Origin of the sequence: Mesorhizobium sp. M0833, assembly GCF_040319905.1 — a bacterium.
GTDB lineage: Bacteria > Pseudomonadota > Alphaproteobacteria > Rhizobiales > Rhizobiaceae > Mesorhizobium.
Map to the genome: position 1 here is coordinate 54694 of NZ_JAMYOQ010000001.1, position 21264 is coordinate 75957.

Sequence of the window (21264 nt, forward strand, 5' to 3'; positions counted from 1 at the left end):
CCGGATCCCGGCGGCAACGGAAGGAGTCCAAAATGGCCGAACGGTCTTTTGCCAAGGAAGTCGAAAAGCTCAGGCTCGGCGCCGGCGAGGAGTTTTCCGGCGAAGGCATTCTCGCCATCACCAAGGCGCTGCTGCAATGCGGCGTCGGCTATGTCGGCGGCTATCAGGGTGCACCGATCAGCCATTTGATGGACGTGCTGGCCGACGCGCAGGATATCCTGGGCGAGCTCGGCGTGCATTTCGAGGCGAGCGCCTCGGAAGCCACCGCCACCGCCATGCTAGCGGCATCGGTGCACTATCCGATCCGTGGCGCGGCCACCTTCAAGTCTACGGTCGGCACCAATGTCGCCTCCGACGCGCTCGCCAATCTCGCTTCCGGCGGCGTCACCGGCGGTGCATTGATCATCGTCGGCGAGGATTACGGCGAAGGCTCCTCGATCATGCAGGAGCGCAGCCACGCCTTCGCCATGAAGAGTCAGGTCTGGCTGCTCGACCCGCGCCCGAACCTGCCGTCGATCGTCAAGGCAGTGGAGGACGGCTTCGAGCTGTCCGAGGTTTCCAACACGCCGGTCATGCTGCAGGTCCGCATTCGCTGCTGCCATGTCCACGGCCATTTCATCGCCAAGGACAACAAGCGCCCGGCGATGACGGTGGCCGATGCGCTCGAGGCGCCGCGCCGCGACACCGGCCGCATCGTGCTGCCGCCCGCGTCCTTCCTGCACGAGAAAGAAAAGGTGCAGAAACGCTGGCCGGCGGCGGTCGATTTCATCCGTACCAATAAGATCAACGAGTTTTTCGGCCCGGAGCACGGCTCGGTCGGCATCGTCATGCAGGGCGGCATGTACAATTCGGTCATCCGGGCGCTGCAGCGGCTCGGCCTCGCCGACACCTATGGCGACACCGACGTGCCGCTCTATGTGCTGAACGCCGTCTACCCGCTGGTCGATGACGAATTCCTGTCCTTCTGCGAAGGCAAGGACGCCGTGCTCGTCGTCGAGGAAGGCCAGCCCAACTACATCGAACAGGCCTTTGCCGCGATGCTGCACAAGGCCGGCCGCGGCACCAAGCTCGTTGGCAAGGAACATCTGCCTATGGCCGGCGAATATACCGGCCAGGTGATGCTCGACGGCATCGGATCGTTCCTGCGTGCCACCATCCCGCATCTGCTGCCAAGCGAGGTCCGCGCGCCCAACAAGATCGGCGACGGGCTCGACACCGCCGACCTGATCAACGTCGTCCCGGGCCGGCCGCCCGGCTTCTGCGTCGGCTGCCCGGAGCGGCCGATCTTCGCCGCCACCAAGCTGGTCGAGCAGGAGCTGGGCAAGCACCACATCGCCTCCGACATCGGCTGTCATTTGTTCTCGATCATGCCGCCTTTCGAGCTCGGCGCCACCACCATGGGCTACGGGCTGGGGCCGGCCTCGGCCTCGGCGTTCAACTCGCCCGATGCCAAGCGCCGCTCGATCTCCTTCGTCGGCGACGGCGGCTTCTGGCACAACGGCCTGACCTCCTCGATCGGCAATGCCGTGTTCAACAAGAACGATGGCGTCATCGTCATCGTCGATAATTTCTATTCGGCGGCGACGGGAGGGCAGGATATCCTTTCCTCCCGCGCCGGCAACAAGACCAAGTCGACCAAGCATCCGATCACCGAGGCGGTGAAAGGCATGGGCGTCAAATGGCTGCGCCACATCGACCGCACCTATGATGTGACCAGGATGCAAGACACGCTGCGCGAGGCGCTGACGACGGACGAGAAGGGCCCGAAAGTCATCGTCGCCTCGTCCGAATGCATGCTCAACCGCCAGCGTCGCGAGAAGCCTTTGGTCGACAAGGCGATCAAGGGCGGTGAGCGGGTCGTCAAGCCGAAATTCGGCGTCGACGAGGACATCTGCACCGGCGACCATGCCTGCATGCGGCTCTCCGGCTGTCCGTCGCTGTCGGTGAAGTCGCTCGATGACCCGCTGCGCGATGATCCGGTGGCGCATATCGACCAGAGCTGCGTCGGCTGCGGCAATTGCGGCGAGGTTGCCGATGCGGCGGTGCTGTGCCCATCCTTCTACCGGGCCGACGTGGTGCATAATCCAAGCCGCTGGGACCGTTTGCTTGAAGCCGCGCGGCGCGCCACGATCCGCCTCTTGCAGCGCCGCCGCGAAACCCGGCGGCTGATATTTGCCGATGCTTGACGCTGTCCCATCAACCCGTTCCAAGGCCGGCGCGCTGGACGATGAGCGCGTCATAAAGCTTGCCGTGCTGGCGGTCGGCGGCCAGGGCGGCGGTGTGCTGGCCGACTGGATCACCGACGTCGCCGAGCGCAACGGCTACGTCGCCCAATCGACCTCGGTTGCCGGCGTCGCCCAGCGCACCGGCGCCACCATCTACTATGTCGAAATGTGCCGCGACACCGGCCGGCTGCCGGTCTTCGCGCTGTCGCCGTCGCAGGGCGACGTCGATATATTGATCGCCGCCGAACTGATGGAAGCCGGCCGCGCCATCATCCGCGGGTTCGTCACGCCGGAGCGCACCACGCTGATCGCCTCGTCGCACCGCATCGCAGCGGTCTCCGAGAAGATCGAACCCGGCGACGGCCGCGCATCGTCCTCGAAGGTCCATGCCACGGCTGAAGCCGCGGCCAAGCGCTTCATCGCCTTCGACATGGAGAAGATCGCCGTCGATAACGGCTCGATGATCTCGGCCAGCTTGCTCGGCGCGCTGGCCGGGTCCGATGCCTTGCCGTTCACACGCGAGAGCTATGAGCAGGCCATCGGCGCCGGCGGCCGCGGCGTCAAGGCAAGCCTCGCTGCCTTCGCCGCCGCCTACGATCGGGCGCGCGCCATCGCGAGTGCGCCTTCGGGCGACAAGACTGCACACCCTGCGGCCGCTGAAACCCGCTCGGCCGCGGCGACAAATGTCAGCGGCCCGGAAAGCCTGTTGAAGGGCTGGCAACAATTGGCGGCGCGCGTCGCTGCTTTGCCTTTACCCGTGCACGACATGGCGCTTCGCGGCCTGAAAAAAGTCGTCGACTACCAGGACATCGCCTATGGTGGCGAGTATCTCGACCGGCTCGACCGGGCGGTCGTCCTGGACAATGCCGAACATGACTACGTGCTGTCGATCGCCGCGGCCAAGCATCTGGCCAACGCCATGTGCTACGATGACATGATCCGCGTCGCCGATCTGAAGACACGCTCGACGCGCGACCAGCGCGTACGCCGCGAAGTCGGTGTCAAGCAAGGCTCAGTCCTGCAGGTGACCGAATATTTCCATCCGCGCATCGAGGAATTCTGCGGCACGCTGCCGGCCGGGCTCGGCAGCTACATCGAGGACCGGCCGAAGCTCGCCGCCTTTCTCGACCGCCGCATCAATCGCGGCCGCCACATCCGCACCGACAGTTTCGCCGGCTTTGCCGCTTTGTGGTTCATCGGCGGCTTGCGCCGCTGGCGCCGCCGCCTGCTGCGCCACAAGGTCGAGACCGCGCATCTCGATCGCTGGTATGCGCTGGCGCTGGGCCAGGTCGGCCAGGACTACGCGCTTGGTACGGAGATCCTCAACTGCCGCCGGCTGATCAAGGGTTACAGCGACACCCACGCCCGCGCGCAGTCGAAATTCGACCGGGTGCTGTCGGCGCTGGACATGGTCAAGGGCCGCCCGGACGCCGCCGACTGGATCCGGCGCCTGCGCGAAGCGGCGCTGAAGGACGAGAAGGGCGCCATGCTCGACGGCGCGCTGAAGACCGTGGCGTCGCTGGGCGACACCTCGCCGAGCTGAGGCGCTCGTTCGATCCGGCTGCAACTCAGTCTGTCTTCCATGTCGCCTTCGACGCGGCAGTCTGCACGGCAATTCTCAGGCCAATGATCTCAGCGATCGCCGCCTCCAGCACGCCGACTTCTACTCCCGCGACAGGCGCAACACATCCCGCTCTACTACGAGAAGCAACCGGCGCTTGTTTGAACTACGAAGGGCACCCTGGAAATCCGGACTGCCCGACGTGTCGGTTACGGACATGGATTTCGCTTATTTGGGCTTGCGTCCAAATAACTTCTCTAACAGACAGGGCTAAAATTTGCCAGCAATTCCAAGGATAACTGGTGCCGCTTGCGTGACTCGAACACGCGACCCCATCATTACGAATGATGTGCTCTACCAACTGAGCTAAAGCGGCCCGGGAAGCCGTGCTTCCAAGATGGGCTGGGTGATAGACGCAACCGGCCGCGAATTCAAGATGGCTGCCGCGAATTCAGGACGAGCAATTCGTCTCCGTCCCAGGACGGGCACAAGGGCAGCCGCCGCGCCGATGCGATGCCGTATCGGCAGGCCGCCCCGTCCGTCACGTCGTGGCCGTGACGGAAGAATCAGCGAAAAAGGTTGATTTCTTTACCGAAAACCGCCGAAATGAGCTTTGTTTCCCCCGGCAAGGCAGAATGCACCCGCTCGCTTGTTGATTGATTGGTCGCCTGCGGCTAACGATCATGACAATGTGAGTGAAATTGCAGAGGGAATTCGTTTGGACGCGATCGAAAAAGCGATCCGCAACGCCTTCGAGAAAGGCAATGCCGACGACCGGGCGTTTCGCGAGCGGGTCTACCGATCGGCTTTCGCGGCACTCGACCGTGCCCTGCAGGCCAATCCAAACGTCACCGTGGAAGTCGCCATCAAGCGCCGCAAGGCGGTCCAGGCGAAGATCACCGAAATCGAATCGGAATTCCTGCCGGCGGTTGCCGACGTCGCCGCGCCGACCGACAGTTTGGAGGCAGCACCGGAGGTGGAGCCTCTGGCCGAAGCCGAAGCCGAGCCCGCGCCGTCGCCCGATGTCGTCGTTGACAGTCCGGCACAGCCGCCCGAATCCGATGCGCCCCGGTCGCGCGTCCTGCCGGTCGTCCCCGACATAATGCCCGATGCGCCTGTTCCCGAAGCGCCGGTGATCGACATGGGAGCCTCGGCTCCGGCCGAAACCGACGCCGAAACAGACGACGCGGAAGTGACGCCCGACCGCGACGACCGGCGGGCGAGGCGGCGGCGCCTGCCTTTGACCGCGATCTTCTTCGGTGTGACGCTGCTCGCAGCCGCCGGCATCGGCCTTTATTTCGCCAACCAGACCGGCGTCTTCAAATCGGCGACCGAGCTCGACACGGCGCCGCCAGAAGCGCCGCCAACGGTCGACGGCGATGATTTCACGCCGGACAACACCGCTTCGCCGCCAAAGCAGGGCGAGGCGGACCAGGCGCGCGACTGGATCAACGTGTTTTCGCCGGGCGACCCGACGCAGGTCAATGCACCGTCGGACGCCAAGGCCGACGTTATCCAGGACGAAAGCGGTTCCTTCCTGCGCATCCGCTCGGGTGCATCCGGTTCGGCCATCAGCTTCGACGTCGGGCAAGGCGTGCTGGAAAAACTCGCCGGCAAGCATGCCACATTCGACATCATCGCGCGCTCCGAGGAGGGCCAGGAGACGCAGATTTCCGTCGATTGCAATTTCGGCGAACTCGGCGACTGCGGCCGCAAACGCTATGCCGTCGGTCGCGAGCGCAATGAATATCTGTTCGACGTGCGCTTTCCCGACAAGCATCCAGGTGCTGCCGGCACCATCGCCATCAATTCCGACTTCGACAAGCAGGGCAAGTCGGTCGACATCTACGAGATTCGCGTCTCGGTCGTTCCGTAAAGCACGTGGCGTTCGGACCGGCCTCATGCGACGCAGTTTAGGTTCTTGTTTTGATGCATGTCGTTACCGCAAAACCGCTGCACGCTTTTGCGCGACATGCATTAACTATCGAGCAGCGCCTGCAGCGTCTCGATGCGGTCGGCTTCCGCCGCCGGCTTGTCCCAGCGCAGCCGCGAAATGCGCGGAAAGCGCATGGCGACGCCGGATTTGTGCCGCGTCGAACGGTTGAGCCCTTCGAATGCCACCTCCAGCACCAGGCCCTGTCTGCGGTCGGCCCGTACCGAGCGCACCGGGCCGAAGCGCTCAATCGTATTGTCGCGGACATATTTGTCGATTTGCCTCAGTTCCTCGTCGGTGAAGCCGAAATAGGCTTTTCCCACCGGCACCAGCTCCTCCGATCCTTCCGGCCCGGACCAGACGCCGAATGTGTAGTCGGAATAGAAGCTCGAGCGTTTGCCGTGGCCGCGCTGGGCGTACATCAGCACGGCGTCGACCGTGTGCGGATCGCGCTTCCATTTGAACCACGGGCCCTTCGGTCGCCCGGCCACATAGGGCGAATCCCAGCGCTTCAGCATGACGCCTTCGATTACCGGATGCAGCGGCTTGCGGCGCAATTCCTCCAGCACCTGCCAGGTGGTGAATTCGACCAGCGGCGACAGATCGAAGCGACTCGGATCGAGCGTCCTGACGAAGGCCTCGAGCCGGCGGCGCCGTTCGCGGAAGGGAAGTCCGCGCACATCCTCGTCACCAATCTGCAGCGCATCGTAGCAGCGCATGAAGGCGGGGTATTGCTGCTGGATCTTGGGTGACACGCTCTTGCGGTTCAGCCGCTGCTGCAGGTCCGAGAACGTGCCCGTCGCCTGCCTGGGGTCACCGACCAGAAGCTCGCCGTCGAGGGCGCCTGAAAAATCCATCGCCTCGGCAAGATCCGGAAAGGCGCCGGAGACATCGTCACCGGTGCGCGAATAGAGCCGGCGAATGCCGCCTTCGCAAACCGCCTGGACGCGGATGCCGTCCCATTTCCATTCGGCCGCGTAGTCGGCCGGGTCGAGCTTTTCGAGGTCGCCGTCGCCGACGGCGTTCGACAGCATCACTGGTCTGAACAGCGCCAGCGCCGTCTTCCTGGGTTTTTCCGCCTTGCCCTCCAGCCAGGCGAACAGAGCCGCATAAGGCGGCGTCAGCCCGTGCCAGAGTTCCTCGATCTCGGCGATATCGACCTTGCCGAAATCGGCCAGCGCCTGCTTGGCGAGCCGCGCCGAAACACCGATGCGCAGGCCGCCGGTGACCAGCTTTATGATGGCAAAGCGCGCGGACGTGCTGGCGCTGTCGAGCAGCCGGGCCAGCACCTGTGGCCCGTCGGAACGGCTTGCCGCCTGCAGCTTGGCCACCACCTCGGCCAGCGTCGGCGCGTGGTCCGCAATATCGAGAGGCGATTGCGGCCAGACCAGCGACACGGTCTCGGCCAGGTCGCCGACATAGTCGTAGGAATAGCCGAACAGCACGGGATCCATGCGCTCGATCACTAGCGTGCGCAGCATTGCCGGCTTGACCGCGGCGATGGAAAAATCGCCGGTAATGGCCGCCAGCGCCAGCCCGCGATCCGGATCCTCGACGCTGCGGAAATAATCGGTCAAAAGCGTCAGCTTGCCATTGCGCGACGGCGTCAGCACCAGCCGGTCGAGAAGCTCGGCGAAGCGGTTCATGGGAGGGGCGCCAAGGGGGGAAGTTTGCGATCCTTCGCGCCCCCCTCTGTCCTGCCGGACATCTCCCCCACGAGGGGGGAGATCGGATGTCGCGACTGGTTTCGCCAATCTCGAACGTCGCTGGAATGAGCGCGGCGGCGAAGAAGCCAATCTCCCCCCTTGCGGGGGAGATGGCCGGCAGGCCAGAGGGGGGTGTGAAGGATCGCGGCGCCCGCGATTGGTGGTTCAACAATTGCCATCAATCGCCCTCGTCCTCATAGCCAACCAGATGCAGCGGCCTGGCGGCGATGCCTTCGAGTTCGCACCAGCGCACCAGCGCCTCCTCGCGGCCATGCGTCACCCAGATTTCTTCCGCGCCGGTCTCCTTGATCGTTGCTGTCAGCTCGTCCCAGTCGGAGTGATCGGAGATGATCAGCGGCAGCTCGACGCCGCCCTGCTTGGCGCGTTGGCGGATGCGCATCCAGCCTGAGGCGAAGCACGACATCGGATCCGGAAAACGCCGCGCCCAGCGATCGGCGAAGGCGGATGGCGGGCCGATGACGATGGCGCCGGCAAAGTCGCTTTTTTGGCCGGTCTCGACGGTCGCCGGTTCCAACGTGCCGAGATCGATGCCCTGGCTCTGGTAATATTCGCTGAGCTTGGCCAGCGCACCATGGATGTAGATCGGCTTTTCGTAGCCGACATCGCGTAGCAGCCGCATGACACGCTGCGCCTTGCCCAGCGCATAAGCGCCGACCAGATGCGTGCGCTCGGGAAACTGTTCGGTCGATTTCAGCAGCCGGGCGATCTCGTCGGAATCGGGCGGATGGTGAAACACCGGCAGGCCGAACGTCGCCTCGGTGATGAAGACGTCGCACTTGAGCGGCTCGAACGGCTCGCAGGTCGCGTCGTTCTGGCGCTTATAGTCGCCGGACGCGACGATGCATGTGCCCTGATGCGCGACCTTGATCTGCGCCGAGCCCAGCACATGGCCGGCCGGGTGAAAGCTGACGGCCACACCGCCTAGCGCAATCGTCTCGCCGAGCACTGCGGCTTGCGTGGTTCCGGCAAAACCTTCGCCGTAACGCAGACCCATAATATCGAGCGTCTGCTGCGTCGCCATTACCGAGCGGTGGCCGGAGCGGGCATGGTCGGAATGACCATGCGTGATCAGCGCCCGGTTGACCGGCCGCACCGGGTCGATGAAGAAATCGCCGGGCGGGCAATACAGCCCTTCCGGCCGGGGATGAAGCAGGTCGCTGGCGCGCATGGCCCCAAGATAGGCGCTAATTCCGGCGCGGGAAGCCTGTTGTAAGTCACTGCTGACTCCAGCATAGAGCGCAAGCCGGCTGCAAACACCCGGCGGAACTCGATCACGATGAAACCGCTCCAGACCTCGTCCGGCGATTTGACCGCCGACCGCCGCGCCGACTATGCCGAAATGCTCTATGCATCCGGCGATCATGCGGCCGCCGCGGAATTGCTGCTCGGCGCTCTCGAACTGGCGCCGCAATGGCCAGCCGGCTGGTTCCGCCTCGGCGAGATGCAGGAAGCGGCGGGCGCGCCCGATCGTGCCGCGCAGGCCTGGACGACGGCACTGCGGCTCGACCCGGCGGACAGGCTCGGCGCGGTGCTCAAGCTGCAATTGATCGGCAGGGCAGCGGCGGCCCAGGCGCCGCCCAGCGCCTTTGTCGAGACGCTTTACGACCACTATGCCGAAAGCTTCGAGAGTGAGCTGGTCGACAGGCTCGGCTACCGTCTGCCCGAATGCCTCGACCGCGCCATCCGGGCAGCACGGCCGGGCCGGTTTTCGCTGGCGCTCGATCTCGGCTGCGGTACCGGCCTCATGGGCCAGAAGCTGCGGCCGATCGCCGATCGGCTGGAGGGTTACGACATCTCGGCCGGCATGCTGCGGCAGGCGCGCGCCAAAGGCCGCTACGATCTGCTCGTCAAGACGGACCTGCAGGATTTTTGCTATTCTGGCCCGAAAGCCGATCTGGTGACGGCGGCCGATGTGTTCATCTATGTCGGCGCACTCGACAGGGTGGTGAACAAGATTGCCGGAATGCTTGCCGGCGGCGGTCTGTTTGCGTTCTCTGTCGAGACGCTCCCGGGCGGAGAATCGTCTGACCGCGCCGATTTCGCCCTGCAGCCGTCGCGCCGCTACGCGCATTCGCGAGGCTATATAGAGCGGGTTCTGGATGCCGACGGCTTTTCGATCCTGTCGCTGCAGGCAACGATCATCCGGCAGGATCGCCGCGAACCGGTCGAAGGGCTGGCCGTAGTGGCAAGCTTGCTTTCCGGCAGCGTAAAATCTGGCTAAGACTTCTGCCGCTGCGCATGAGAAGCCGCAGCGGCGAAAGACAAGGAGCACGTTCATGCGCTGGAACATGACGGTCTTGGCATCTTGCCTGGCGATGGCTGGCTGCGTCGGCAATTCGATGTCCGAACGGCAGGACGAAAACGTCCAGTCCTCGCTGCTGTATGACAAGGTGCCTTGCGATCAATTGCTGGCGCAACGAAACGGCCTGGCGCAGCAATATCATCTGCCGGTGGACGCCGAGCCGTCCTTCTCCAACCCGGCGACGGGCTTTGGCCCGTTCACGCCGGATATCCGCTCAAAAGCCAAGCGCGACGCCGACCAGGCAAGCGGCAAGATCGACGCCATGAACCGGTCGATTGCCCGCCGCGAATGCGGCAAGCCGGCCAAAAAGAACAAGCTCGGCCTGACCTGACCGGATCCTAATCCGCCACCTTCCACTGCTCGCGCGAGGCGCTGGCGGGATAGACGCCGAGAATGCGCATTTCGCGCGAGAAAAAGCGCAACTCGTCGAGTGCCAGCTTCACCAGCGGATCGTCGGGATGGCCCTCTATGTCGGCGTAGAACAGCGTCGCTGTAAACGCGCCGAGCTGGTAGCTTTCCAGCTTGGTCATGTTGATGCCGTTGGTGGCAAACCCGCCCATCGCCTTGTAGAGCGCCGCCGGCACGTTTCGGACGCGGAAGATGAAGGTCGTCATCATCTTGGCGTCGGCCGAGGGACGTTCGGCCCATTGCTTGTTCTTGGTCAGCACCACGAAGCGGGTGACGTTGCTGTCGGTGTCCTCGACATTCTCCTCGATGATTTCGAGTCCGTAGAGGGTCGAGGCCAGCGCCGGCGCCAGCGCGGCCATGGTGCGGTCCTTCATCGCGGCGACCATCTTGGCGGCGCCCGCGGTATCGCCGGCAACCGCCGCCTTCCAACCGTTCTTGCGGATGTATTTGCGGCATTGGCCGAGCGCGTGGATGTGGCTGTGCACGGTCCTGATCTCGTCGCGCCTGACGCCCGGCAGCACCATCAGCTGGAAGTGGATCGGCAGAAAGTATTCGCCGATGATGTGCAGCTTCGATTCCGGCAAGAGGTGATGGATGTCGGCGACGCGGCCGGCAATGGTGTTCTCGATCGGGATCATGGCCAGATCGGCCTTGCCGGTCTCGACGGCGTTGAAGGCGTCCTCGAAGGTCGGGCACGGCAACGGCTCCATCGAAGGGAACATGTTGCGGCAGGCGGTGTCGGAATTGGCGCCCGGCTCGCCCTGGAAGGATATTTTGTTGGTCTTTTCAGGCATGCGCGGAGTCTCGGGAATTGGGGGAAGAATTTCTTAGTTGGAAAGGAGCGCCCTGGCGCGTTCGAGATCGTCCGGCGTATCGACGCCAAGCGGCACCGACTGCACGATCTCCGCATCGATGCGCATGCCAGCCTCCAGCGCCCGCAACTGCTCGAGCCGCTCGCGGCGCTCCAGAGGCGACGGCCTTAGCGCAACGAAGCGTTCGAGTGCGGCGCGGCGATAGGCATAGAGGCCGATATGATGGTAGAGCGGGCCTTCGCCCCAAGGGGCGGTAGCGCGGGTGAAATAGAGCGCCCTGAGCCGCGTCGTCGAGAGTGGCGAGCCGACCAGCTTGACGACGTTCGGATTGGTCTTTTCCTCATCGCGGACGATCTCGACGCAGAGCGTGGCGATATCCACCGCCGCGTTCTCGAAAGGCTTCAGCGCGGCGCCGATAACAAGGGGGTCGATGGTCGGCAGATCGCCCTGCACATTGACGATGGTCTCGACGCTGTTGCCAGGGTCGAGAATGGTCAGCGCTTCGAAGATGCGGTCGGAACCGGTTTCGTGGTCCGCCCGCGTCATCACCGCCTCGAAACCATGCGCGCGCACCGCCTCCGCAACGCCTTGCGTATCGGTGGCGACGACCACCCGGCCGAGCCCCGCCTCGGCAGCACGGCGGGCGACGTGGACGATCATCGGAGTGCCGGCAATGTCGGCCAGCGGCTTGCCCGGCAGGCGGGTCGAGGCCATGCGGGCCGGGATCAGGATGAGCGTGGACATGAGGCGGGCAGGGGCTCGAAAAAGAGGGGGACAAAAGTGGCAAAAGGTCTCACTGGCAGCGCCCTTATAGGTGTTGCAACGCCGGAGCAAAAGACCTAGTTTCCGCGCGATTTGACCGCCTTGCAGGGTGGTTCACGATACCGACGGACGGAGTGGACGGATCGGTCCGCCGGAAAAGGGAGCCTGGGGCGTATGGATTCCAACGAAGTCAACAAGCTGCTCGCCGGTTTCCTCGGCACGGTGTTCATTGTCTTTTCCGTTGGCATCGTATCCGACGCGCTGTTTGCCTCGCCGACGCCGGAAAAGCCCGGCTTCGCCATCGAGGCGACCGAGCCCGCCGAAGGCGGCCCGGCCGCTCCCGCCGCGGAGGCCAAGCCGATCGCCGAGCTGCTGGCCACCGCCAACGCCGAAGCGGGTGCCGCCATCTTCAAGAAATGCCAGGCCTGCCACTCCGGCGAAAAAGGCGGCCCCAACAAGGTTGGCCCCGATCTGTGGGACATCATCGACCGTCCGGTCGCCGAGCATGAGGGCTTTGCCTATTCGGCCGGCATGAAGGAGTTCTCCAAGGGCGGCAGCGAGAAGTGGACCTACGACAATCTCAACCACTTCATCACCTCGCCGAAGAAGTTCGTGAAGGGCACGGCGATGGGCTTCGCCGGCCTGCCGAAGGATGAGGACCGCGCCAACGTCATCGCCTATCTGCGCACGCTGTCGGACAATCCGAAGCCACTGCCGGCCCCCGGCGCCTCGGCCGAGAACGCGCCCGCCAAGCCGGCCGAAGGTGCAGCCCCTGCCAAGCCGGCAGAAGGCGCCGCTCCGGCCGCTCCGGCCGCACCCGCAAAATAACAAAACTGTAATGACATAATCCTTGAAAAAGCCGGGTTCAGCCCGGCTTTTTCGTTTGGGAAAATGCATATGCGACGACAAAGCCACTCGGTTGCGGTTTTCAGCGCCGCCAAATGATCTAGATTGGGCCCAGACGCTATGGTGACGGCGCTATATCGCGAAGAGGAGAACGCATGACGGTTGGCCGAGCGCGGACGCTTCTGAAATCAGTGCTGATGCTGGCTGCTTTTGCCAGCGGCCTGCAGGTGGCCTTCGCGGACCAATGGCGCACGACCTCGTCGCTGATCGGCGAATCCAAATATGGCGACAATTTCCAGCACTACGATTACGTCAATCCGGATGCACCGAAGGGCGGCACGCTGAATTCGGTTGTGCTGGGCACGTTCGACAGCTTCAATCCCTACATCGTGCAGGGTTCGCCGGCCGCCGGCTTTGCACAGTTCGGCGGCGGCCTGCTCTACGACACGCTGATGGAGCAGGCGACCGACGAGGGCAGCACCAGCCATCCGCTGATCGCCGACGCCTATAAATATCCGGCCGACTATTCCTCGGCGACCTACCGGCTCGACCCGCGGGCCAAATGGCATGACGGCCAGCCGATCACCACGGACGACGTGATCTGGTCGTTCCAGGTACTGAAGGCCAACAGCCCGATGTACAGCCGCTATTTCGAAAACGTCACCGACGCCGTCGCCATCTCCGACCGCGAGGTCGAGTTCCACTTCAGTCAGAAAGGCAACCGGGAGCTACCGAAGATCATCGGCGACCTCGTCGTGTTGCCCAAGCACTGGTGGGAAGGCACGGACGCCAGTGGCAAGAAACGCGACGTCACCAAATCGACATTGGAGCCGCCGCTGGGATCGGCCGCCTACAAGATCGCCAGCTTCAAGCCGGGGTCCGAAATCATCTGGCAGCGCGTACCCGATTACTGGGCGGCCAAGCTGCCCGTAAAAATCGGCCGCGAGAATTTCGACAGGCAGCGTTTCAGCTATTTTCTGGACGACAACGCCGCCTGGCAGGCCTTTACCAAGGGCGGCTTGGACGACATCAAGCCGGAGAACAGTTCGAGGCGCTGGAACACATTCTATGATTTTCCGGCAGTCAAGGCCGGCGACGTCATCAAGAAGGAATTCAAGACCGCGTCGCCCGAACCGATGCAGGCCTTCATGCTCAACACCAGGCGCCCGCTGTTCCAAGATCGCCTGGTGCGCGCCGCGCTGATGTACCCGTTCGACTTCGAGACGATGAACCGGACCCTGTTCTTTGGTTCCAACACCCGCACCAGCAGCTATTTCCAAGGCACGGAACTGGCGTCGAGCGGCCTGCCGCAAGGCAAGGAACTGGAGATCCTGGAGCAGTACCGCGACAAGCTGCCGCCCGAAGTCTTCACCCAGGAATTCAAGCTGCCGGTCTACGACACGCCGCAGGCGGAGCGCAAATACCTGAAGACCGCGGTCGATCTGTTCGCCAAGGCCGGCTGGGTGATCAAGGGCGGCAAGATGGTCAACGCCAAGACCGGCGAACCGTTCAAATTCGAGATCCTCGGTTGGAACGACACCGACCAGGTCATCGCCAGCCCATATATCGCCAATCTGCGCAAGATCGGCGTCGACGCGACGCTGCGCCTGATCGACCAGACCCAGTATATCAACCGCGGCAAGCATTTCGATTACGACGTCATCATATGGCAACTCGGCCAGTCGGACTCTCCCGGCAACGAACAGCGCGACTTCTGGAGCTCCAAGGCCGCCGATTCGCCGGGATCGCGCAATTACGCCGGCATCAAGAATCCGGTCGTCGATGCGCTGGTCGATCGGATCATTTATGCCACCGACCGCGACGATCTCGTTGCCGCCACCCATGCGCTCGACCGGGTGCTGTTGTGGAATTTCTACGTCGTGCCGCAATATTACCGCGCCGTGGTCTGGCTCGCCTACTGGAACAAGTTCGGTATGCCGGAAAAGCAGCCCGCCTATAGCGGCGTCGACCAGAATTCCTGGTGGATCGACCCGGCCAAGGAAAAGGCGCTGGCGGCCAAATACAAGAGCGGCAATTGATGGCGGCGCTGCCCCGTCGCGACTTCCTCGCCCTGGGCGGTGCCGCCGCGGCCGCAGCGCTGCTGCCCGGCCGGGCTTTCGCGGCCATTCCAACCGGCGTGAAACTGCACGGGTTGTCGGCCTTCGGCGATCTCAAATACGGGCCGGATTTCACGCATTTCGACTATGTCAACGTCGATGCGCCAACCGGCGGCATCTTCAATTTCTCCCCGCCCAACTGGGGCTACAATCAGAATACGGAAACCTTCAACACGCTCAACTCGTTCACGTCCAAGGGCGACGCGCCGCCGCGTATGGGGATGTGCTTCGACGCGCTGATGGTCCGGGCGTTGGACGAGCCGGACGCCGTTTACGGCCTGCTTGCCGACGGCGTAACAGTTTCTCAGGATCGCAACAGCTTCGAGTTTTCAATGCGGCCAGAAGCGCGCTTTCATGATGGCACGCCGCTGACCGCGCAAGACGCCGCCTTTACTTTCAAGCTTTTCAAGGACAAGGGCCACCCAAGCCTGTCGTTGCCCTTGAAGCATCTAGACGACGCAGTCGCCGTCGACGCGCGCACGCTGCGTTTGGTGTTTTCCGGCAAACATTCTGCCCGCACGTTGCTTAACGTCGTCGAGTTCCCCATCGTGTCGAAGGTCTTTTACGACGCCAATCCTTTCGATTCCTCGCAACTTAAACCGGCGCTTGGTTCCGGTGCCTATAAGGTTGGACGCTGGTCGGCCGGGGCATGGATCGAATACGAGCGCGTGCCTGACTATTGGGGCCGCGATTTCCCGGTCAATCGCGGTCAAAACAACTTCGACCGCATCCGTATCGAGTTCTACCAAAACCGCATGGCCGGCTTCGAAGCTTTCAAGAAAGGTGAGATCGTTTACCGGGAGGAAGCGACCGCGCGCGTCTGGGCAACGGCTTACAACTTTCCGGCGTTCATCGCCGGCAAGGTGGTAAAGCGCGAATTCCCCAGCGAAAAATTACCTTCCATGCAGGCTACGGCCGTCAATCAGCGACGTGAACACTTTCGCGACGCGCGGGTACGGCAGGCGATCGCGCTCTGCTTTGATTTCGAATGGACGCGGCGTAATTTCTTCTTTGGCACCTATGAGCGTTCGCGATCGTGCTTCGAGAAATCGGACTTTCGTGCCGAAGGCATGCCTTCGCCTGAAGAACTCGCCTTGCTGGAGCCGCTGCGCGACCATGTGCCGGCTGAGACCTTTGGCGAAGCGGTCGTGCAGCCGGGTTCCGACGGTTCTGGCCGCGACCGAAAATTACTTGGCCAGGCGGCGAAGCTTCTAAACGAGGCCGGCTGGAAACGATCCGGCGATTTCGTTGTCAACGACAAAGGCGGGAGACTGTCCGCCGAGTTCCTAGTCGATGATGACACTCTCGCGCGTACCTTCTCGCCCTGGGCGGAGAACATGAAAGCGATTGGCATAGACGCCTCGATACGGCTGGTCGATCCGGCGCAATATCAGTTGCGGCAATCGACATTCGATTTCGACCTCATCTCGGCCGCCTTCTCGTTTCCAGCGTCGCCGACCCGCGACGATCTCGAAATATTCTTTCACTCGAGCGCCGCAACCGTGCCCGGGTCGAGCAATCTGCCGGGCATATCGAGCCCCGCCGTCGATGCGCTGATCGACGTGGTCGGAGCCGCCAAGGACCGCGAGAGCCTGACCGTGGCGATGCGGGCGCTCGACCGGGTCTTGCGCGCGCGCCGCGATTGGATTCCAAGTTGGTTCCTGGCGAATCACCGAAGCGCCTATTGGGACATGTTCGGCTTTCCGGCTCAAAAGCCGGATTACGGCTTTCCGGTCGAGACGCTGTGGTGGTTCGACAAAGACAAGGCGGCAAAGATTGGCAAAGGCTGAGATTTTTGCACAAGCGAGGCAGGGAACCTGATGGGCGCCTATATACTGCGCCGCATCCTGTTGATGATCCCGACCCTGTTCGGCATCATGGCGGTATCCTTCGCCGTCATCCAGTTCGCGCCGGGCGGGCCGGTCGAGCAGGTCATTGCCAGGCTGACCAACCAGGGCGGCAGCGATCGCCTCGGCGGCGGCGGGGGTGATGCCGGCGGCGCCAATTTCGATGTCGCCGGCGACGTCGGCTCGAAATACCGCGGCGCGCAAGGGCTCGACCCGGAATTCATCAAGAAGCTGGAGAAGCAGTTCGGTTTCGACAAGCCGCCGCTCGAGCGCTTCGGCATGATGCTGTGGAACTATCTCCGCTTCGATTTCGGCGACAGCTATTTCCGCGACATCTCGGTGCTCGACCTGATCCTGGAAAAGATGCCGGTGTCGATCTCGATTGGACTGTGGATCACGCTCTTGTCCTATCTGATCTCGATCCCGCTCGGCATCCGCAAGGCAGTCAAGGACGGCTCCACCTTCGACGTCTGGACCAGCGGCGTCGTCATTGTCGGTTACGCCATTCCGGGCTTTCTGTTCGGCATATTGCTGATGGTGCTGTTTGCCGGCGGCTCGTTCTGGGACTGGTTTCCGCTGCGCGGCCTCACCTCCGACAATTGGGACCAGCTGTCCTGGCCGCAGCGGATTGTCGACTATTTCTGGCACATGACCCTGCCGCTGACGGCGCTGGTGCTGTCGGCCTTCGCCACGACGACGCTGCTCACCAAGAATTCCTTCCTCGAGGAAATCCGCAAGCAATATGTGGTCACAGCCCGCGCCAAGGGCCTGTCGGAGCGGCAGGTGCTTCATGGCCACGTCTTCCGCAACGCCATGCTGATCGTCATCGCCGGTTTCCCCGGTGCCTTCATCTCGGCATTCTTCACCGGGTCGCTGCTGATCGAGAACATCTTTTCGCTCGACGGCCTCGGCCTGCTTGGTTTCAACTCGGTGGTGCAGCGCGACTATCCGGTGGTCTTCGCCAATCTCTACATCTTCTCGCTGCTTGGCCTGTTCGTCGGGCTGCTGTCCGACCTGATCTATACCTGGGTTGATCCGCGCATCGACTTCGAGCGGAGAGACGTCTGATGGCGCAGGCGACAGCCGAAACGGCGCCGCCTCGGATCGCGCGGCCCTTTCTGTCGCCGCTCAACCAGCGGCGCCTGCAGAACTTCAAGTCCAACCGGCGCGGCTACTGGTCGTTGTGGATTTTCCTGTTCCTGTTCGTGCTGTCGCTGGTTTCCGAACTGATCGCCAACGACAAGCCGATCATCGCCTCCTACAAGGGCGAGATCCTGTTTCCGGTCCTGGTCGCCTATCCCGAGGAGAAGTTCGGCGGCTTCTATGCGGTTACCGACTACCGCGACCCGGTCATCCAGGACGAGATCAATGCCAATGGCTGGATGGTCTGGCCGCCGGTGCGCTACTCCTACCAGACCGTCAACAACGCCATTCCCGAAGCAGCACCGACCAAGCCGTCCTGGCTCTACGACAAGAAGACGCGCTGCAACCAGTATCCGAAAGGCGAAGCGGACCCCAATTGCAACGTCGGCAACTGGAACTGGCTGGGCACCGACGACCAGGCCCGCGACGTGCTGGCGCGCGTCATCTACGGCTTCAGGATATCGGTGCTGTTCGGCCTGATCCTGACCGCCGGCTCGGCGCTGATCGGCGTGGCGGCCGGCGCCTTGCAGGGCTATTTCGGCGGCTGGACCGACCTTCTTTTCCAGCGCTTCATCGAGATCTGGTCGGCGATCCCGGTGCTGTACCTGCTCTTGATCGTCGCCGCCATCCTGCCGCCCGGCTTCTTCATCCTGCTCGGATTGATGCTGCTGTTCTCCTGGGTGGCGCTGGTCGGCGTGGTGCGGGCCGAGTTCCTGCGCGCCCGCAACTTCGAATATGTCAATGCGGCGCGCGCGCTCGGCGTGCCCAACATCACCATCATGTTCCGGCATCTGCTGCCCAATGCCATGGTGGCGACGCTGACCTTTCTGCCCTTCCTGCTCAGCGGCTCGATCTCGACGCTGACCTCGCTCGACTATCTCGGCTTCGGCCTGCCGCCCGGCTCCGCCTCGCTGGGCGAACTGTTGAAGCAGGCGCAGCGCAACCTCAACGCCCCCTGGCTCGGCATTTCCGGCTTCGTCGTCATCTCGCTGATGCTGTCGCTGCTGGTCTTCGTCGGCGAGGCCACCCGCGACGCCTTCGATCCGCGCAAGACGTTCAGATGAGGGCGATGCGGGCTGGCATTCGGCATGTTATATTCCGGCCGATATCGAGCGAACCCGGAGCCATGACGGTGTTGGCGTCCGTGCAATCCGTCAATCCGCACATTGGGGAAGGAAAGGGTTATGAATAGGGTCATCCTTGAACACTACCCGGCATCGAAGCTCCCGGATGAACTGCGAAAAGGCATAGCTCCGAGCGCCTCGGTCAGAGTGACAGTGGAGGAGGAGGCCAACAGGCCCCTTGGCCGCGAACAATTGCTTGAACTCATGCGGGATGCTCAGGCCAACGCGCCGGGAACAAGCCTCGACGAGGCTGTCGCGCGTGTTCGTGCCCTCCGCGATGAGTGGGAGGATTGATGGCTGCAGTCCGGCTTTATGTCGACACCAACATTTTCATCTATGCCTTTGAAAACAATGATGCGCTTGCAAACAAACTGCTTCAGCTCATTTCACTGAACGAGGGCAGAAAGCAGCCTTTCCTGGCGACGAGTGAGATCGTGCTCGCGGAGTTGATGGTCGATCCCTTGAGAAAGAACAATGAGCGACTGATCGAGCTCTACGACAATATTTCAATCGGCAATGCCTTCATCTCAATTGGGACGATAACTCGCGACGTTCTCTGGCACGCAGCACAGTTACGTTCGGAATTCCTTTCGTTGAGATTACCAGACGCGATCCATCTTTCCACAGCGATGCACTTCGGCTGCACCCAATTTCTGACAGCGGACACGAGGTTGAAAGAGACCTATTCTATCGCACCAAATCGTCTCGTCCCCCCTCAAATGGCAGCCAAAATTTCGATCATACGACCGGAAATTTCCGCCTTGGACAGGGTTGTCGCGGAAGTTGAGCTATGACCCCCCCTCTCCTCTCGGTCCAGGACCTCAGCGTCGCCTTCACGCAAGGCGGCAGCCAGTCGATCGCCGTCGACCATATCTCCTTCGACCTCGCCAGGGGCGAGACGGTGGCGCTGGTCGGCGAATCCGGCTCCGGCAAGTCGGTCACCGCGCTGTCGGTGCTGAAGCTGCTGCCCTATCCGACCGCCAGCCACCCGTCGGGAAAGATCCTGTTCCTCGGCGCCGACCTGCTTGCCGCGGACGAGAGAGACTTGCGCCGCGTGCGCGGCAACAAGATCACCATGATCTTCCAGGAGCCGATGACCTCGCTCAACCCGCTGCACACGATCGAGCAGCAGATCGTCGAGGTGCTGAAGCTGCACCAGGGCCTGGGCGATCGCAACGCCAAGGCGCGCACGCTGGAACTTCTGCACGAGGTCGGCATCCGCGAACCGGAAAAACGGCTCGACGCCTATCCGCACCAGCTTTCCGGCGGCCAGCGCCAGCGCGTCATGATCGCCATGGCGCTCGCCAACGAGCCTGAACTGTTGATCGCCGACGAACCGACGACGGCGCTCGACGTCACCGTCCAGGCGCAGATCCTCGAATTGCTGGCCGGCCTGAAAAGCCGCAAGAACATGTCGATGCTGTTCATCACCCACGATCTCGGCATCGTCAGGAAGATCGCCGACCGGGTCTGCGTGATGACCAAGGGCAAGATCGTCGAGACCGGCCCGACCAAGGAGATATTCGCCAATCCGCAGCACGCCTACACGCGGCATCTGCTTGCCGCCGAGCCGAAAGGCAAGCCGCCGGCGGCCAACCAGGCCGCCAAGCCGGTGATGGTCGGCAAGGACGTCAAGGTCTGGTTTCCGATCAAGAAGGGCTTCTTCCGGCGCACCGTCGACAATGTGAAGGCGGTCGACGGCATCGACGTCACCGTGCGGGCCGGTCAGACGCTTGGCGTCGTCGGCGAATCCGGCTCAGGCAAGACGACACTCGGCCTGGCGCTGGCCAGGATGATCTCGTCGACGGGGACCATCCAGTTCAACGGACGCGGCATCGATCAGCTGTCCTTCAGCGAAATGCGGCCGTTGCGGCGCGAGTTGCAGATCGTCTTCCAGGATCCGTTCGGTTCGCTCAGTCCGCGCATGTCGGTCGCCGAGATCATCGAGGAAGGGTTGAAGATCCACGAGCCGAAACTGTCTCCTGATGCGCGCGACGAGCGTGTCGTCGACGTGCTGAAGGAAGTCGGCCTCGATCCGGCGACGCGCAATCGCTATCCGCACGAATTCTCCGGCGGCCAGCGCCAGCGCGTCGCCATCGCGCGCGCCATGGTGCTCAACCCGCGTTTCGTCATGCTGGACGAGCCGACCTCGGCACTCGACATGAGCGTGCAGGCGCAGGTCGTCGACCTCTTGCGCAGCCTGCAGGCCAAGCACGACCTCGCCTACCTCTTCATCAGCCACGATCTGAGGGTCATCCGCGCGCTCGCCAACGAAGTCATCGTCATGCGCAACGGCAGGATCGTCGAGGCCGGTCCTTCCGAACAGATTTTCGGCAACCCGCGGACCGACTATACAAAGGCGTTGATCTCGGCCGCCTTCAAGATCGAAACGGCGCCGGTCGGTATCGTCAGCGAGTAGATTTTCGCCAGAGATCATGCACAAAATCAAAACGCTGC

At 62.9% G+C, this 21264-nt stretch carries 17 protein-coding genes and 1 tRNA gene; 13 read left to right on the plus strand and 5 right to left on the minus strand.

The window, feature by feature from the left end:
• The first annotated feature begins 32 nt into the window (after positions 1 to 32).
• A complete protein-coding gene (locus NKH98_RS00255; protein ID WP_352895787.1) occupies positions 33 to 2186 on the plus strand; it encodes a thiamine pyrophosphate-dependent enzyme in 2154 nt (717 codons plus the stop codon).
• Positions 2179 to 3768: an indolepyruvate oxidoreductase subunit beta family protein gene (locus tag NKH98_RS00260; RefSeq protein ID WP_352895790.1), complete on the plus strand. Its 1590-nt coding sequence runs from the start codon at positions 2179 to 2181 to the stop codon at positions 3766 to 3768. The genes NKH98_RS00255 and NKH98_RS00260 overlap by 8 nt, the downstream gene beginning before the upstream one ends.
• Before the next feature lie 318 nt (positions 3769 to 4086).
• Here NKH98_RS00260 and NKH98_RS00265 read toward each other — a convergent pair.
• Positions 4087 to 4162, minus strand: a tRNA-Thr gene (locus NKH98_RS00265).
• 342 nt (positions 4163 to 4504) lie between these two features.
• Between NKH98_RS00265 and NKH98_RS00270 the strand changes: the two genes are divergently transcribed.
• The gene (locus NKH98_RS00270; RefSeq protein ID WP_352895792.1) at positions 4505 to 5662 is read left to right on the plus strand and encodes a hypothetical protein; all 1158 of its coding nucleotides are present in this window, start codon (positions 4505 to 4507) and stop codon (positions 5660 to 5662) included.
• Between the two features lie 101 nt (positions 5663 to 5763).
• On the opposite strand, the gene NKH98_RS00275 is transcribed toward NKH98_RS00270, so the two are convergent.
• Entirely contained in the window at positions 5764 to 7365 is a 1602-nt protein-coding gene (locus tag NKH98_RS00275) for a cisplatin damage response ATP-dependent DNA ligase (RefSeq protein ID WP_352895795.1), read from the minus strand.
• A gap of 238 nt (positions 7366 to 7603) precedes the next feature.
• A complete protein-coding gene (locus NKH98_RS00280; RefSeq protein WP_352895797.1) occupies positions 7604 to 8614 on the minus strand; it encodes a ligase-associated DNA damage response exonuclease in 1011 nt (336 codons plus the stop codon).
• A 108-nt stretch (positions 8615 to 8722) separates the two neighbouring features.
• On the opposite strand from NKH98_RS00280, the gene NKH98_RS00285 reads away from it, so the two are divergent.
• Together NKH98_RS00285 and NKH98_RS00290 are read left to right on the plus strand one after the other, a co-directional pair.
• The gene (locus NKH98_RS00285; RefSeq protein ID WP_352895800.1) at positions 8723 to 9667 is read left to right on the plus strand and encodes a methyltransferase domain-containing protein; all 945 of its coding nucleotides are present in this window, start codon (positions 8723 to 8725) and stop codon (positions 9665 to 9667) included.
• Positions 9668 to 9722: 55 nt separating this feature from the next.
• Positions 9723 to 10079, plus strand: coding sequence for a hypothetical protein (locus NKH98_RS00290; protein WP_352895802.1), 357 nt, complete (start codon positions 9723 to 9725; stop codon positions 10077 to 10079).
• A gap of 7 nt (positions 10080 to 10086) precedes the next feature.
• On the opposite strand, the gene NKH98_RS00295 is transcribed toward NKH98_RS00290, so the two are convergent.
• Both NKH98_RS00295 and NKH98_RS00300 read right to left on the minus strand, forming a co-directional pair.
• Positions 10087 to 10950, minus strand: coding sequence for a prephenate dehydratase (locus NKH98_RS00295; protein WP_352644444.1), 864 nt, complete (start codon positions 10948 to 10950; stop codon positions 10087 to 10089).
• 33 nt (positions 10951 to 10983) lie between these two features.
• Complete coding sequence (locus NKH98_RS00300) at positions 10984 to 11712, minus strand: 3-deoxy-manno-octulosonate cytidylyltransferase (RefSeq protein WP_023676856.1); 729 nt, start codon at positions 11710 to 11712, stop codon at positions 10984 to 10986.
• Positions 11713 to 11904: 192 nt separating this feature from the next.
• Between NKH98_RS00300 and NKH98_RS00305 the strand changes: the two genes are divergently transcribed.
• The 8 genes from NKH98_RS00305 (at position 11905) to NKH98_RS00340 (ending at position 21226) form a co-directional block, all read left to right on the plus strand.
• A complete protein-coding gene (locus NKH98_RS00305) occupies positions 11905 to 12558 on the plus strand; it encodes a c-type cytochrome (RefSeq protein ID WP_352476004.1) in 654 nt (217 codons plus the stop codon).
• A 173-nt stretch (positions 12559 to 12731) separates the two neighbouring features.
• Positions 12732 to 14615 (plus strand): extracellular solute-binding protein, encoded by a 1884-nt coding sequence (locus tag NKH98_RS00310; protein WP_352895804.1) that lies wholly within the window; start codon positions 12732 to 12734, stop codon positions 14613 to 14615.
• Positions 14615 to 16483 carry an extracellular solute-binding protein gene (locus NKH98_RS00315; protein WP_352895806.1) on the plus strand — a complete coding sequence of 623 codons (1869 nt, stop codon included), beginning with the start codon at positions 14615 to 14617 and terminating at the stop codon, positions 16481 to 16483. Before NKH98_RS00310 ends, NKH98_RS00315 begins: the two co-directional genes overlap by 1 nt.
• Positions 16484 to 16513: 30 nt before the next feature.
• Positions 16514 to 17608, plus strand: a complete 1095-nt coding sequence (locus NKH98_RS00320; RefSeq protein WP_352895809.1) for a microcin C ABC transporter permease YejB — start codon at positions 16514 to 16516, stop codon at positions 17606 to 17608.
• Positions 17608 to 18747 carry an ABC transporter permease gene (locus tag NKH98_RS00325; protein WP_254816204.1) on the plus strand — a complete coding sequence of 380 codons (1140 nt, stop codon included), beginning with the start codon at positions 17608 to 17610 and terminating at the stop codon, positions 18745 to 18747. Before NKH98_RS00320 ends, NKH98_RS00325 begins: the two co-directional genes overlap by 1 nt.
• A 120-nt stretch (positions 18748 to 18867) precedes the next feature.
• A complete protein-coding gene (locus NKH98_RS00330) occupies positions 18868 to 19101 on the plus strand; it encodes a hypothetical protein (RefSeq protein WP_352895812.1) in 234 nt (77 codons plus the stop codon).
• The gene (locus NKH98_RS00335) at positions 19101 to 19601 is read left to right on the plus strand and encodes a type II toxin-antitoxin system VapC family toxin (protein ID WP_352506117.1); all 501 of its coding nucleotides are present in this window, start codon (positions 19101 to 19103) and stop codon (positions 19599 to 19601) included. Before NKH98_RS00330 ends, NKH98_RS00335 begins: the two co-directional genes overlap by 1 nt.
• Entirely contained in the window at positions 19598 to 21226 is a 1629-nt protein-coding gene (locus tag NKH98_RS00340; protein WP_352895815.1) for an ABC transporter ATP-binding protein, read from the plus strand. Before NKH98_RS00335 ends, NKH98_RS00340 begins: the two co-directional genes overlap by 4 nt.
• Positions 21227 to 21264: the final 38 nt, after the last annotated feature.